Consider the following 13970-nt stretch of genomic DNA (forward strand, 5'->3'; position numbering starts at 1 on the left):
CTTGTGGCTCGATTATGTGACCCCAACAGCGCGCGGGGTCGGGCGTGCAACCAACATGTTGGGGGTGCTTGCATCAAACGGACCGCCGAAAGAGGCGGTGGCGGTTGTGTGATCTTGGCGCTTGTGGGCGGTCCGTGGCGGGTTCCGGTGGCTGACAGCGAGTCAGGTGTTCGGTGCAGCGCTTAGCGGATGCCGTTGAGCCGGTTGAGGGGGCGGCGATGAGGCGTGTGGCGGTTGCTGATGGACAGCACCGCCACCACCAGCACCTATGACCTGGCCGGTCGTCTGACCGCAGTGGCCACTTCGGACAGCACCGGCAAGACGACGGCCACCGCGTCGTACGGGTACGACCCGGTGGGCAACAAGACCTCGGCCACCAACGCGGCAGGAACCACCAACGGGCTGAGCGTCGAGGAGCTGTCCGAGGCGATCACCCACCTCGCCTTCTACGCGGGCTGGCCGAACGCGATGACCGCGATCACCCGGCTCAAGGAGATCGCCGACGAGCCGTCCGCCGCCTGACCACGCGGCCCGGCACCCGGCACAAGGAGCACCACCCCATGGAATTGTTGAAGAAGCAGCCGACGACGAAGCTGCCCGAGCAGTGGTTCACCGGCGATGCGTGGGCGGATGTGATCTACCGCGGCGAGGAGCCGTCGCGGGCCCGCGCGAACGCGGTGCGTTTCGCGCCCGGCGCCCGTGCCGCCTGGCACTCCCACGGTCTGGGCCAAGCCCTCCACATCGTCGAGGGCATCGCCCTGATCCAGTCGCGTGGCGGCGAGATCCTCGAAGCCCACCCGGGCGACACGATCTGGACCCCGGCTGATGAGGAGCACTGGCACGGCGCGGCCCCCGGACCGCTTCATGACGCATATCGCGCTGTGGGAAACCGACGAGATCGCCTGGCTGGAGCACGTCACGGACGCCGAGTACGGCGGCCCGCGCACCAGCACCTGCAACTGAGCACCCCAACCCCCAGCCCGGACCCGTACGCACCGTGCGCGCTGAGATCCGTGACATGCAGGCGGCCATGGCCGTAGTTGTGAGTTCGGGCGCCGGTTGCACTCGCGATGGTGTGGGCCCGGCCAGTGCCGGGCCGACACCATCCGACGGTCCGCCCGGTGCGGTGCTAGGGCCTGTCCGATGGGTCGGCACAGGCCCTAGCGTCTGCAGTCGTCCGGTCAGCGCCTGGTTCGCCGGGGCGGGCCGCCCGTGACAACCTCCGGCACCCAGAGGGGAGTTGTCCCGATGCTCGGACTGGCCGGGCGCAGGTGAAGGACGCTGGCGGGTACTGGCTGGTGGGTACTGATCGTCATCTGTTTGAACCGTTTCCTTCAGTCTGGGAACCTTCGCCACTTGCGTCTCAACTGCCGTGGGCACAGCGGGTAGGCTGGCGCGCCGTCGCGGTCAGAGCCGTCAGGAGGGGTTGTCGGTGGCTTCCTCAACTCGCCCTATTGGCCATGCTGATGGCCGGGGAAAGAGCTCCGGTCGGGCCGAGCCGATCGCGATCGTCGGCATCGGCTGCCGCTTCCCCGGCGGGATCACGGATGCGCGGAGCTTCTGGGAGTTGGTCGTCTCCGGAGTGGACGCCATCACCGACATCCCGGCCGACCGGTGGGACGCCGGTGGCTTCTTCGACGCCGATTCCGCCACTCCGGGCCGGATGGTCATCCGGCAAGGGGGGTTTCTCCGTTCGGCTCTGGAGGAGTTCGACGCGGGTTTCTTCGGGATGCCGCCGCGTGAGGCCGCCGCGCTGGACCCGCAGCAGCGGGTGCTGCTGGAGGTGACCTGGGAGGCCTTCGAGGACGCTGGCATTCCGCCGGGTTCGACCGCCGGCCGCAGCGTGGGCACGTACGTCGGCGGGTTCACCTTCGACGCCGCGGGTCTGGCGATGGCCGACCAGAACCGGCACCTGCTCGGCGTGGCCACGCCGACCGGGGTGAGCATGACCATGCTCGCGGCGCGGCTGTCGTACACCTTCGACTGGCACGGGCCGTGCTTCACGCTCGACACCGCGTGTTCCTCGTCGCTGGTCGCGGTCCACCAGGCATGTTCCGCGCTGGACCGTGGCGAGTGCGAACTGGCGGTGGCCGGCGGCGTGAACATGATGTTCCTTCCGGTCACCACGATGGCGATGGCGAAGGGCCAGTTCCTGTCCCCGGACGCCCGCTGCAGGTCCTTCGACCACCGCGCGAACGGATATGTGCGCAGCGAAGGCGCGGGAATGATCGTGCTCAAGCCGCTCTCCGCGGCCCGGCGCGACGGCGACCGTATCCACGCAGTGGTGCGCGGCACGGCGGTGAACCATGACGGCCGTACCCCCGGCGTACCGGTGCCCAGCGTGGAGGCCCAACGGTCGCTGATCCGGAGGGTGTTCCGGGCGGCCGGTGTCGATCCGGGGTCGGTGGGCTACTACGAGGCCCACGGTACGGGCACCGCCGTGGGAGACCCGGTCGAGGCGGCGGCGATCGGCGCCGCGCTCGCCGGCTCGGAGCGCATGCACTGGATGGGTTCGGTGAAGTCGAACTTCGGTCACACCGAGGCGGCGGCCGGGGTGGCGGGGGTGATCAAGGCAAGTCTGTGCCTGGAACACGGCCTCATCCCGCCCAACGTGCACTTCGAAAAGCCCAACCCCGCCATACCGTTCGACCGTTTGCCGTTGCGCGTACCGACGGAGACCATCCCGTTTCCGGCGTACGACGGGCCACGGCGGGCAGGGGTCAACTCGTTCGGCGTGGGCGGTACGAACGCACACGCCCTCCTTGAGGAGGCCCCGGCCGTCAGGCCCGCCGGACCCGACGAGAAGGATGACGGAGAGCCGCTGCTGCTACCGTTGTCGGCGCGCAGCCAGGGAGCCTTGCGCGCCCTCGCCGACGCCTATGCGACCCTCCTCGAACAGCCGGACGCGCCAGCGTTGCGACGCGTCGCCGGCGCCGCCGCACGCCGCCGCGACCACCATTCCCTGCGGACCTTCGTGGTCGCTGTCGACCCCGGGGAAGCGGCCGGGCAGCTGCGGCAGCTCGAAGTCGCCGCGCAGCGGACAGAACGACCGGCGGTCGCGTTCGTCTACACGGGAATGGGCCCCCAGTGGTGGGGGATGGGCCGGGAACTGCTGCTGGAGGAGCCGCGCTTCGCCGAGGTCGTCGCGGCCTGTGACGCGGTGCTCGACAGGTTCGGCCTCTCGATCGGCGACGAACTGCTCCGCGCCGAGACCGACTCCCGGTTGACCAGGACCCTCTACGCGCAGGTCGCCAACTTCGTCGTGCAGACCGGGCTGACGGCGTTGTGGCGCGCCTGGGGAATCGAGCCCGCCGCGGTCGTCGGCCACAGCGTGGGCGAGGTGGCCGCGGCGCACGCGGCCGGGGTGTACACGCTGGAGGACGCGCTGACGGTGAGCTTCCACCGGGCGCGTCTGCAGGCGACGCTCGCCGGCCGCGGCAGCATGATCGCGGTCGGGCTGCCCGCCGGCGAACTCTCCCCCTACCTGGCGGACGGCGTGGCGGTGGCTGCGGTCAACAGCACGACGGCGACCACGCTGGCCGGTGATCACAAGGCCGTCGACGGCGTGGCCGAACGCCTGAGAGCCGCGGGCGCGCCCGTCACGCCGCTGCGGGTCGAAGTGGCCTATCACAGCCCGCAGATGGACGGCATCCGCGCACCGCTGCTGGCGGCCCTGGCTGGTATCCGGCCGGACCGGGCCCGGGTGCCGCTCTACTCGACGGTGACCGGCGACCGGGTCGAAGGCCCCGAACTCGACAGCGCGTACTGGTGGGCCAACGTCCGGCAGCCGGTGCGCTTCGCCGACGCGTTCCGCCGCCTGCTCGGCCGGGCGCCCGGTGCGGTGCTCGAAGTCGGACCGCACCCGGTACTGGCCGCGGCCGTGGACGAGGCCCTGACCGACCGCGGCACCGATGCGATCCATCTGGCCTCACTGCGCCGGGACCGGCCGCAGCGCCGGCACCTGCTGGAAACGCTCGGCTCCCTCTACACGGCCGGTGCCACGCCGAACTGGGAAGCGGTGCACCCCGGCCCGCCGGACCACCTCGACCTGCCGCTGTACCCGTGGCAGCGCGACCGCCACTGGACCGAGTCGCCGGCCTCCCGGCAGGCACGCCTGCACCACGGCGGCCTGTCCCTCGGCGGCCGGACCGTCGCCTCGGCCACGCCCGCCCAGGACATCGAGCTGGGCACGGCCGAGTTCCCCTACCTCGCCGACCACCGGATCGGCGGCGACGTGATCTTCCCGGGCGCCGGGTACGTCGAGGCCGCGCTCGCGATGTTCCCCGACGACGAGCCCTGCTTCCTGGAGGACATCGTCTTCCACCGGCCGCTCGTGCTCCCGCCGTCCTCGGTGACCACCCTGCGCGTCGGCTACGACCCGGCGCGCCGGCGCGTGAGCCTGCACAGCCGCGCCCACGCGGACGACCCCGACTGGACGCTGCACACCGAGCTGCGCCGGTCGTACCTCGCCGGACCGTCGTTGCCGCCGCCGCGCACCGACACCCTTGCCGAGCACGCCCGTTCGCTGCCGGTGCTCGACCGCGACGAGGTGTACGCCCGGCTCGGCGCCGGAGACCTGCACTACGGACCGGCGTTCCGCGCCGTCGACCGGCTGTGGCTCCGGCAGCGGACCGGGGAGGTCTTCGCGGAGATCGGCCTCGGCACCGTGGACCGGGCGGGCCACCGCCTGCACCCGGTGTTCCTGGACGCCGCTCTCCAGGCCGTGTTCGCCGGGGCCCTCGCACTCGGCGGTACCGCAGCGGCCGGTACCTACGTACCGGCCCGCATCGCCGAACTGCGCTACTACCGCGCACCGGGCCGACGGCTGTGGGTCCACGGACGCGACCGGCACAGCACGGTCCCGGGACGATTCGAGTGCGACCTCACCCTCGTCACCGACGACGGCGAGGTGGTCGCGGAGGTGACCGGCCTGCGCGCCCAACGGCTGGCCGACGACAGCGCCGTGACCACCGCACCCGGGCAGCGCCTCTACTACGAACACACCTGGCGCCCCGAACCGCTCGACAACGCCGGTGATGCCGAGGGCACTTGGATCCTCATGGGTTCCTCGGCCGCCACGGCCGGGCTGGAACGACGCATCACCGCGGTAGGCGGCACCGTCGTACGCACCGACCCGGACGACGAGGCCTGGTACGAACGGGTCAAGGGCTGCCGCGGCGTCGTCCATGTCGCGGACCGGCGGACGGACGACGCGCCTGTGTGCTCGCCCGTCGCCGAGCCGCTGCGGCTGGTGCAGGCGATGCAGGCCGGTGACGTGCCGCTGTTCATCGTCACCGTCGGCACGCAGAGCGTCTCTCCCGAGGACGCGACCACCGACCCGTTCGCCGCCGCGCTGTGGGGGTTCGGCCGGGTCGTCAACGCCGAACGGCCGGATCTGCGCTGCCGCCTCATCGACATCGATGCAGCCGCCGAGGACGCACTGCCGGCGGAACTCTTCCACGACGGGCTCGACGAGGTGGCGCTGCGCGGCGGCACACGGTACGTCCGGCGGCTGGAACCGGCCGGGGACCTGTCCCCGCTGCACCAGGTGACCACCCGTACCGACCTCACGCCGGTCCGCCTCGGCGTGCTGCGCACCACCGCCGACAACCTCCGGTTCGCCGCGACCGCCCGGCGGGAGCCAGGCCCGGCCGAGGTCGAGATCGAAGTCGCCTGCGTCGGCGTCAACTTCAAGGACGTGCTGAAGGTGACCGGTCTGCTCGCGCCCCAGGCGATGGAGGGCAGCCATTCACGGGAGACACTCGGCCTGGAGTGCTCGGGCACCGTCGTCCGGGTCGGTGAGGACGTGACCGAACTGCGGCCCGGCGACGAGGTGTTCGCGCACAGCAGGGCGCTGTTCGCCTCGCACGTGACGCTCGACGCGGTCCGAGTGGTGCGCAAACCCGCCGGGCTGTCCCAGGCGGAGTCCGCCTCACTGCTCCCGGTGGTCACCGCGTACCTCTCGCTGGTACGGCTGGCCCGAGTACGCCCGGGCGACCGGGTCCTGGTCCACTCGGCCGCCGGGGGAGTCGGGCTGGCCGCGGTCCGCATCGCAAGGTGGCTCGGCGCCGAGGTGTTCGCCACCGCCGGCAGCCGGACCCGGCGGGAGTTCCTGCGCGACCAGGGCGTGGCCCACGTTGCCGATTCCCGGTCCACGACGTTCGCCGACGACGTGCTGCGCTGGACCGGAGGCGAGGGCGTCGACGTCATCCTCAACTCGCTGCCCGGGGAGATGATCCACCACAACCTCCGGGTGCTCCGCACGTTCGGGCGCTTCGTCGAACTCGGCAAACCCACCGTCGACCCCGGCCCCGCACAACGAGCCATGACGCACCACGCGTTCGACTACGACCAGCTGATGGCGCTGCGGCCGGATGACGTCCGCACGGCCATGCGGGAGGTGGCCGCTCTCTTCGAGGAGGGCGCCATCGCCCCGCTGCCGGTCACCGAGATGCCCGCCGACCAGGTCGACAAGGCGATGCTGGCCATGGGCGGGCCGGACCACCTCGGCAAGATCGTGGTCCGCATGGCCGGTGAACCGGTCACCGTTCCCGCATCCTCACTCGACGGATCACCGGTCCGAGCCGACGCGACTTATGTGCTCACCGGAGGCCTGGGCGGTCTGGGGCGTACGGTCGCCCGCCGGCTAGCCGACCGGGGAGCCCGACATCTGGTACTGGTCGGCCGCAGTGGTGCCGCTACGGCCGAGGCCGAGCGGGCGGTGGCCGAACTGACCCGCCGGGGCATCGACGTCCGGGCCGAGAAGACCGATGTGGCCGACCGGGACCAGATGGCCGCCCTGCTCGCCCGGGTCCGCGCCACGATGCCGCCGATCCGGGGCATCGTCCACGCCGCGGCCGACTTCGACGACACCGTGCTCGCGGACACCGACGCGGCGCGCCTGGTGGGCGCCACCCGGCCGAAGGCGGACGGCGCCTGGAACCTGCACCTGGAGACCCGGCCGGACCCTCTCGACTTCTTCCTGCTCTTCTCGTCGGTGGGAGCACAGCTGGGCTCCGTCGCCCTGGGCGCCTACGCGACCGCCAACGAGTTCCTCAACGCCCTCGCCCGCCACCGGAGGGGCCGGGGCCTGCCCGCCACCAGCATCGGCTGGGGCATGATCGACGACGTGGGCGTCGCGGTCAGCGGCAACGGCGAGGTCGGCTCCTTCCTCCGCCGCAACGGGCACGGCGGCCTGTCACCCGAGCGGTTCCTGACCGAACTGGAAACGCTGCTGCGGACTCGCCCGGTCGAGGCATCGGTGGCCGACATCGACTGGCCGCGCTGGGCCCGCGCCAACCCGCAACTCGCCCCGCTGCCACGGGTCCGCCCGGTCGTACCGGCCGGCACGACGGCCGACGGCGACGGTCCGGGCGCGCCTCACCTGGCCAACCTCGGCCCGGAGGAACGCGCCACGCTGCTGCCGGCCCTGCTCGCGCCCATCCTGCAACAGGCCACCGGCCTGACCGACCACCAGCTCGGCGACGACCAGCCGGTCGACATCGACTCGCTGACCGCCGTCGGGCTGCGCGTCCTGCTGCACAAGGAACTCGGCGTCTCGGTGCCCGCGGTCAAACTGCAGCGCAACCTCACCATGGCCGGACTGGCCAGACTGCTCTCGGACGAACTCGACCGGACGCCGGCCGACGCCCACCAGGGCCTCGCTGCCCACGCGTTCGCGTCGGCGGACGGTCTGACCGTCTACGGACATCTCAGCCTGCCGCCGGGGCCGGGGCCGCATCCGGCCGTCGTGGTGTGCACCGCGGGCCCGGGCGGGGTCTTGGACGCGGACGGCAACCCCGTACAGGTCAGCGAGCACCCGCCGCTTCGGGCCGCCGGCTTCGCGGTCCTCACCGTCGACCACCGCGGCGCCCCCGGGCACGGCCCGGACTTCGACGCCCGGGCCGAGATGGGCGGCCGGGACATCGACGACGTCCTCGCCGCCGCCGACCACCTCGCGGACCTCCCCGAGATCGACGGGGCCCGGGTGAGCCTGCTGGGCACCAGCCGCGGCGCGTACACCGCCCTCACCGCGCTCGGGCGCGCGCCGGACCGCTGGCACCGGGCGGTTCTGCTCATGGGCCTGTACGACCCGGCGCTGCTCGTGACAGCCGAGCGAGAACAGCCCGGCTCCTTCGTACCCTCCCGACTCGGCCTCGCACCGGACCAACTGGCCTCCTACTTCGCCGATCCGGAACGCCGGCCGCTGACCACGCTCGGCGACGTCACCGCCCCCCTGCTCATCGTGCACGGCGAGGCCGACCCACTCATCCCCGTCGAGCACGCCCGCGACGTGGCCGCCGACGCAGAACGCCTGGGCCGGTCCGCGAGGCTGGTCACCGTACCCGGCCTCGCGCACGACAGCAGGCACGACGGCGAGGAGTGGGACGCGCTCTGGCCCCGGATCGCCGACTTCCTCGCCGAGAGCTGAGGGGTCGCCGTGGTCCGGCTTCAGACGACGCCCACCACGACATGCGCGCCCGTCATGGCACTGTCAAACGTCCTGCATTCCGCGGATATTGACGCCATCGCGAAGTGCCCGCACCGCACAGTGCACGTGCGGAGGAGTCGCGCCTGTGCAGCGCTGACACGCCGGCGGGCTGCGACGGGCTCGGAGGCACGTCCCGGTCACACAGTGGCAGCCTGGAAGTAGTGCCCCTCTTCCAGGTCGTCGAGGAGCCCCGGGTGCGTCGGCTGCCACCCCAGCAGTTCGCGGGTGAGCGTGCTCGATGCCGGGCAGTCCAGCGTGAGGAAGTCGCCCAGCCAGCCGAAGTGTTCACCTGCCTGCTCAGGGGCGACGGAGACCACGGGCAGGCCGAGGTGGCGTCCGATCACCTCGGCGACGATGCGGAGCGATACACCCTCGTCGTCGGCCGCGTGCAGTGTCGAGCCCGCGGGGGCCTTCTCCAGCGCGAGCCGGAACAGGTGGGCGGCATCGAGCCGATGCACCGCGGGCCAGCGGGCGTTCCCCTCGCCGACGCTGCCGGAGACGCCCTTCTTCCGGGCGATGCCGACCAGTGTGGCCATGAAGCCGTGGTCGCCCGCGCCGTGCACGGTCGGCGCCAGACGCAGGACCGAGCTGCGGATGCCGCGGGAGGCGAGCGAGAGCGCCAGCTCCGCGGTGGCGTGCCGGCCCTCCGGTCCCGCTCCGGGTCGTGTGGTGTCGTTCGGGCCGGTGTCGTGTCCGTCCTGCTCGGTGCTCACGCGTCCCCGCACGAGCCCGGCCAGGCCGGAGGCGAGGACGAAGGGCCGGTCGGACCCGGCGAGCACGTCACCGAACGCCTCGACGGCGCGCCTGTCCGCCTGGACGGCGCCCCCGAAGTCGCCGGAGAAGGCGAGGTCGTGCTTGAACGCGAGATGGATCACTCCGTCCGACGCGGCGGCCACGTTCCGCAGTCCGTCGAGGTCGTCGAGAGTGCCGCGGTGCACCTCGGCCCCGGCAGCAGTGAGGGCCGCGGCAGCGGCGTCCGAGCGTGCAAGCCCGACGACCTGATGCCCCGCGCCGATGAGCTCGGGGACGACGGCGGAGCCGATCCAGCCGGAAGCGCCAGTGACGAATACACGCATGAGAAGACCTCCTGGTGAGGCACCCGCCGGTGCGGCAGGTCCGCGGCAACGGCAGGGGAGATGTCAGTCACTGACATCAACGGTAGCACCCAATGTCAGTGACTGTCATTGGGTAGGATCCGGACATGGGTCGATGGCAGCCAAACGCACGCGGCCGGCTCGAACGGGCCGCCATGGAGCTCTACACCGAGCGAGGGTTCGAGCGGACCACTGCGGACGAGATCGCCAAACGGGCGGGCCTGACGGAGCGGACGTTCTTCCGGCACTATGCCGACAAGCGCGAGGTCCTGTTCGGAGGGGCGGGCGCGCTGCAGGAGCTCTTCGCGGACACCCTGGCCGATGTTCCCGCTTCCACAGCGCCGATGGACGCAGTGGGTGCGACCCTGGAGACTGTCGCTGCCGGCTTCCGAGGGCGCCACGCGTTCGCACGACAGCGCCAGGCCGTCATCACCGCCAACGCGGAGCTGCGGGAGCGCGAGCTCGTCAAGCTCGCGTCCCTGTCCGCAACCATGGCCGACGCACTGCGCCGGCGCGGTGTCAAGGAACCTGCCGCGAGCCTGGCCGCCGAGGCAGGCATCGCCGTCTTCAAGGTCGCATTCGAACGCTGGACCACCTCGACCGGCCGCCGGAGCCTGTCGGCCTTCGTCCGGGAGGCGCTCGACGAGCTCAAAGCCATGACGGCGGGCACCTGACCCGTCATTCCCGAGCCACCACGCTGCCTGCAGGTGGAACTGTTCGGCGTCGACACCTCGCAGGACATTCCCGCGATCATCCGCGCTCTCTGTGTCGTGGTCGGTCAGCGTGGCGCGATGCGCAGGATGCCGGTGATGGTGCCCTCGTACACCACGCCGCCGGGTGCGATGGTGCCGACTTGCCGGAGGGCGTCGTAGGGGGCGCCGGCTGCCAGGGGGCGGGAGCGGGTGACGGCTCTGGTGCGGGGGGCGATCTGGGCGTAGGAGAGCTGGTCCCGGGCGGAGGGTGCGCCGGTGCCCGGCTCGGCCGGTTCACGCGGCATGGTGTGGATGCGGTGGCCGGCGAGGGAGAGCCGTGCGCACCAGCCCGGCTGGGCCGGTGCGCTGTCGGCTGTGTCACCAGCGGTCGATGCCCATGGTCCGTGCCGCGTCGTGGATGGCTACGTAGTGGTAGGGCGTCATGCCCGACCGTTTGATCGGGGCGTTCTTGTCCTTGGCCCGGAATTCGTCGCGTGAGCAGGCCAGCAGGCTGGTGCCGTAGCCGACGGGGACGTCGCCGGTTCCGTGGACGGGGTGGGACTTGGCTGCGGTGTCGCTGCCGGCTTTGGCCAGGATGCTGCGGGCCTGGTTGTAGGCGGCGGCCTTGATCCTGGTCGGGTTCGCCGGTGTGCGGGCGGCCATGGCCTGGTCTGCGGCAGCGTCCGCTGCGGCAGAGCGCCCCCGGCACAGTGCGTTCACCGCCTGCTCGTTCTTTGCGCTGGTGGCACTGGCGGACGGGGCGATCACGGCGAGGGCTGCGACCACTACCGCGGCGGCCACTCCGGTGCGCAGGGCTGACTTCATGGCTGCACGTCCTTTTCTGGTCGAGATGGTGCGCTCACACGCCCGGTCACGATGCCGGGCATGAGAACAACTCATCAACAGCAGAGTCCAGTTGATGCCAGTTGCTGTCATCGAAGCTACACCTGACGTCATCGACTGTCATCACGTAAAATTCCTCCCATGGGTCGATGGGAGCCGAACGCACGCGGGCGGCTGGCAACGGCCGCGTTGGAGCTCTACAGCGAGCGCGGGTTCGAGCAGACCACCGTGGCGGAGATCGCCAAACGGGCCGGGCTCACGGAGCGGACCTTCTTCCGTCACTACGCCGACAAGCGCGAAGTGCTGTTCGCGGGAGCCCCCGCGATGCGGGAGCTCTTCGTACAGGCGGTCACCAACGCCCCGCAGTCCGCAGCGCCGGTCGACCTGCTGGTGGCGGGGTTCGACGCGGTGTCCGAGATGTTCGCCGACCGTCGCGAGGCCGCGGGGCAGCGGCAGACCGTGATCACGGCGAACGCGGATCTCCAGGAGCGCGAGCTGATCAAGCTCGCCAAGCTGTCGGCCGCACTCGCCGAGGCCCTGCGCCGACGCGGCGTCGCGGAGCCGACCGCGACCCTGGCTGCCGAGGCGGGCATCGTCGTCTTCAAGATCGGCTTCGAGCGCTGGATCGCGCCGGGTGAGGAGCGGGAGATGGCGCAGTTGCTGCGGGAGACACTGGGCGAGCTCAAGGCCCTGTGGCCGCGGGCGGCCAGTGAGCGGATGTGAGGCGAGCGGGCTGAGCCGTGCCTGGGGGCGAGTGAGCCCCGGCGGCCGGCAGCGACCAGGTGCTTGCGCCGCCGGAGCCGTCACCGGGTAGCCCGGCTCGGCGAGTTGGGCAACACTCACGTCCGCATGGGTGGGCCCTGACGAGGAGGTGAGCGACGTGGACGAGCGTCGACAGCAGAGGGAAGCCGAATTGGCCGCCGGCCTGGGCGGGCGGAGCATTGAAGGCGGGTTCGATGTCATCGTGTGCGGCGCCGGTCCGGCCGGTTCGACGGTCGCGGGGATGCTTGCGGCTGACGAGGACCTGCGGGTGCTGCTCCTGGAGGCGGGCCCCGACGACGCCGACGAACGGGTGTCTGATCCCGACCGGTGGCTCGAGAACCTCGGCAGCGAACGCGACTGGGGCTACGTGACCGAGCCGGGCGCCCAGATCGACCACCGGCGCCTGCCGTACTCGATGGGCCGGGGGCTCGGCGGCGGTTCGAGCATCAATGCCGGGGCCTGGTCGCGCGGCCATCGACGCGACTGGGAGGACCTCGCCGCGGGTTGCGCCGACCCGCGGTGGGACTACCGTTCGACGCTCGGCGTCTACCGCGAGCTGGAGACCTGGCGCGGCGAGCCCGACCCCGAACGGCGGGGCACGGCGGGCCCGATGCACATCCAGCCCGCGCAGCCGTTGCACCCGTTCTTCTCGGCGATGCTGGCGGGAGCCGAGTCGGCAGGGCTCGACCGCTACGACAGCCCGAACGGGGAACTCGCCGAGCGGGGCAGTGGCTGCGCCGTCCGGGATGACTTCGCCGAGGGCGGCGAGCGCCGCTCGCCCTACCGTGCGCTGGTCGCCCCACGGCGACACCGGCGCAACCTGACGGTGCTCACACGGACGCTGGTCACCCGGGTCGTGTTCGAGCGCAACCGCGCGGTCGGTGTCGAGGCCGTGTCGGAGGGCCGTCCCGTCACCTTCCGCGCCACGCGCGAGGTCGTGCTCAGCCTCGGGGCAGTGCAGACACCCAAGATCCTCATGCAGTCGGGCATCGGGCCTGCCCGGGACCTCGAGTCGCTCGGCATCGGCGTCCTCGAGGATCTGCCCGGTGTGGGTGCCAACCTCGACGACCACCTGCTGTTCGGCTGTGTATGGGAGACCGGTGCGCGGGAGATGCCCCCGCCGACGCGCGCCCAGGCGGTGTGCTTCTGGGGTGCCGACGGCCACCCCGAGTCGCCGAAGTTCGTCATGTACGCCGGTGCGATCGCGTTCATGAGCCCGGAAGCGGAGGCCCGGTACGGCAAGCCGGAGTCCGCCTTCACCTTCCTGCTCGGCATGCGCCTGCGGTCGCGCGGATCGGTGCGGCTCGCCGATGCCGACCCGGCGAGCGCTCCCGTGATCGAGACCGGCTACTTCGACGAGCCCGACGACCTCCGTGACGCGGTCGAGGCGTACCGGTTCGCCGAGGAGATCGCCCACGCGGAGGCGGTGCGCCCCTACCGCGGCTCCCGTGCGATCCCCGGGGGCGTCTCCGACGCCGAGGTCGCCGCCTACATCCGCACGGCGGCCACCACGTACTGGCATCAGTGCGGAACGGCCCGGATCGGCATCGACAACAACGCCGTCGTCGATGCCGAGTTGCGCGTCAGGGGCGTGGAGAACCTGCGCGTCGCCGATGCGTCGGTGCTGCCCCGCGTGACTTCCGGGAACACCATGGCCCCGTGCCTGGTCGTCGGACACCGCGCGGCCGGCCTCATCCGCGGCTGAGCGCCGGGGCCCGCGTCGATGTATGCGTCATTGCCCGGGCGGCTCCCGAGCGGGCACGCTGAGGGCACCCTGCAGGTGCCGTGTCGAGGGAGCTGGTCTTGGTGGATCCGTACGCCCCGACGGGCGGTCTCGGCCCGGCTGATCTCGCCTTGGTCAACGAGGCTCTGTCGCTGGTCCGGTCGGCAGACGTGCGTGCCGTTGTGCGGGACCTGCTGCCCCGGCTCACCGAGGGGGAGCAGGCTTCCGCGGCTGCTCACTGTGACGTGGCCCATGCTGCGGAGACTCATGTACCCCTACAGAAGGGCGAGTTCATGCACCGTCACCGTACCGTCCGGCGTGACGGCGTCGGCATCTTCCGGCCGGGAAGAGCCCGGTGCCTCCGC

9 protein-coding genes and 1 pseudogene are annotated in these 13970 nt (G+C 71.7%); 7 read left to right on the forward strand and 3 right to left on the reverse strand.

The genetic code is table 11. The annotated features are described in order from the left end of the window. The first annotated feature begins 240 nt into the window (after window positions 1-240). The 4 genes and pseudogenes from ACMATS_RS33890 to ACMATS_RS33905 all read left to right on the forward strand — a co-directional run bounded on the left by ACMATS_RS33890 (window position 241) and on the right by ACMATS_RS33905 (window position 8431). Window positions 241-522, forward strand: coding sequence for a carboxymuconolactone decarboxylase family protein (locus tag ACMATS_RS33890; protein WP_414170094.1), 282 nt, complete (start codon window positions 241-243; stop codon window positions 520-522). A 38-nt stretch (window positions 523-560) separates the two neighbouring features. Then, window positions 561-788: pseudogene (locus tag ACMATS_RS33895) on the forward strand (cupin domain-containing protein); the annotation flags it as partial. A gap of 37 nt (window positions 789-825) precedes the next feature. Next, window positions 826-963 carry a hypothetical protein gene (locus ACMATS_RS33900; RefSeq protein WP_414170877.1) on the forward strand — a complete coding sequence of 46 codons (138 nt, stop codon included), beginning with the start codon at window positions 826-828 and terminating at the stop codon, window positions 961-963. 469 nt (window positions 964-1432) lie between these two features. After that, on the forward strand, window positions 1433-8431 hold the full coding sequence (locus ACMATS_RS33905; protein ID WP_414170095.1) for an SDR family NAD(P)-dependent oxidoreductase: 6999 nt from the start codon (window positions 1433-1435) through the stop codon (window positions 8429-8431). A 197-nt stretch (window positions 8432-8628) separates the two neighbouring features. Here ACMATS_RS33905 and ACMATS_RS33910 read toward each other — a convergent pair whose 3' ends face one another. Continuing rightward, window positions 8629-9567: an SDR family oxidoreductase gene (locus ACMATS_RS33910; protein WP_414170096.1), complete on the reverse strand. Its 939-nt coding sequence runs from the start codon at window positions 9565-9567 to the stop codon at window positions 8629-8631. 125 nt (window positions 9568-9692) lie between these two features. Between ACMATS_RS33910 and ACMATS_RS33915 the strand changes: the two genes are divergently transcribed. After that, a complete protein-coding gene (locus ACMATS_RS33915) occupies window positions 9693-10259 on the forward strand; it encodes a TetR family transcriptional regulator (protein WP_414170097.1) in 567 nt (188 codons plus the stop codon). A 104-nt stretch (window positions 10260-10363) separates the two neighbouring features. Here the strand turns inward: ACMATS_RS33915 and ACMATS_RS33920 are convergent, their stop codons facing one another. Both ACMATS_RS33920 and ACMATS_RS33925 read right to left on the reverse strand, forming a co-directional pair. Further along, the gene (locus tag ACMATS_RS33920) at window positions 10364-10582 is read right to left on the reverse strand and encodes a hypothetical protein (protein WP_414170098.1); all 219 of its coding nucleotides are present in this window, start codon (window positions 10580-10582) and stop codon (window positions 10364-10366) included. Between the two features lie 73 nt (window positions 10583-10655). Next, the gene (locus ACMATS_RS33925) at window positions 10656-11102 is read right to left on the reverse strand and encodes a hypothetical protein (protein WP_414170099.1); all 447 of its coding nucleotides are present in this window, start codon (window positions 11100-11102) and stop codon (window positions 10656-10658) included. Between the two features lie 159 nt (window positions 11103-11261). Between ACMATS_RS33925 and ACMATS_RS33930 the strand changes: the two genes are divergently transcribed. Then, entirely contained in the window at window positions 11262-11843 is a 582-nt protein-coding gene (locus ACMATS_RS33930; protein ID WP_390775541.1) for a TetR/AcrR family transcriptional regulator, read from the forward strand. A gap of 157 nt (window positions 11844-12000) precedes the next feature. Continuing rightward, entirely contained in the window at window positions 12001-13587 is a 1587-nt protein-coding gene (locus ACMATS_RS33935) for a GMC family oxidoreductase (protein WP_414170100.1), read from the forward strand. The last annotated feature ends 383 nt before the right edge of the window (window positions 13588-13970 follow it).

This window comes from Streptoverticillium reticulum (assembly GCF_047456005.1).
GTDB classification, from domain to species: Bacteria; Actinomycetota; Actinomycetes; order Streptomycetales; family Streptomycetaceae; genus Streptomyces; species Streptomyces reticulum.

Excerpts from the sequence above, each read along its gene's own strand:
- ACMATS_RS33910 (WP_414170096.1), bottom strand. The coding sequence starts at position 9,567 with ATGCGTGTATTCGTCACTGGCGCTTCCGGCTGGATCGGCTCCGCCGTC.
- ACMATS_RS33890 (WP_414170094.1), top strand. The coding sequence starts at position 241 with ATGGACAGCACCGCCACCACCAGCACCTATGACCTGGCCGGTCGTCTG.
- ACMATS_RS33920 (WP_414170098.1), bottom strand. The coding sequence starts at position 10,582 with ATGCCGCGTGAACCGGCCGAGCCGGGCACCGGCGCACCCTCCGCCCGG.
- ACMATS_RS33915 (WP_414170097.1), top strand. The coding sequence starts at position 9,693 with ATGGGTCGATGGCAGCCAAACGCACGCGGCCGGCTCGAACGGGCCGCC.
- ACMATS_RS33925 (WP_414170099.1), bottom strand. The coding sequence starts at position 11,102 with ATGAAGTCAGCCCTGCGCACCGGAGTGGCCGCCGCGGTAGTGGTCGCA.
- ACMATS_RS33930 (WP_390775541.1), top strand. The coding sequence starts at position 11,262 with ATGGGTCGATGGGAGCCGAACGCACGCGGGCGGCTGGCAACGGCCGCG.
- ACMATS_RS33900 (WP_414170877.1), top strand. The coding sequence starts at position 826 with ATGAGGAGCACTGGCACGGCGCGGCCCCCGGACCGCTTCATGACGCAT.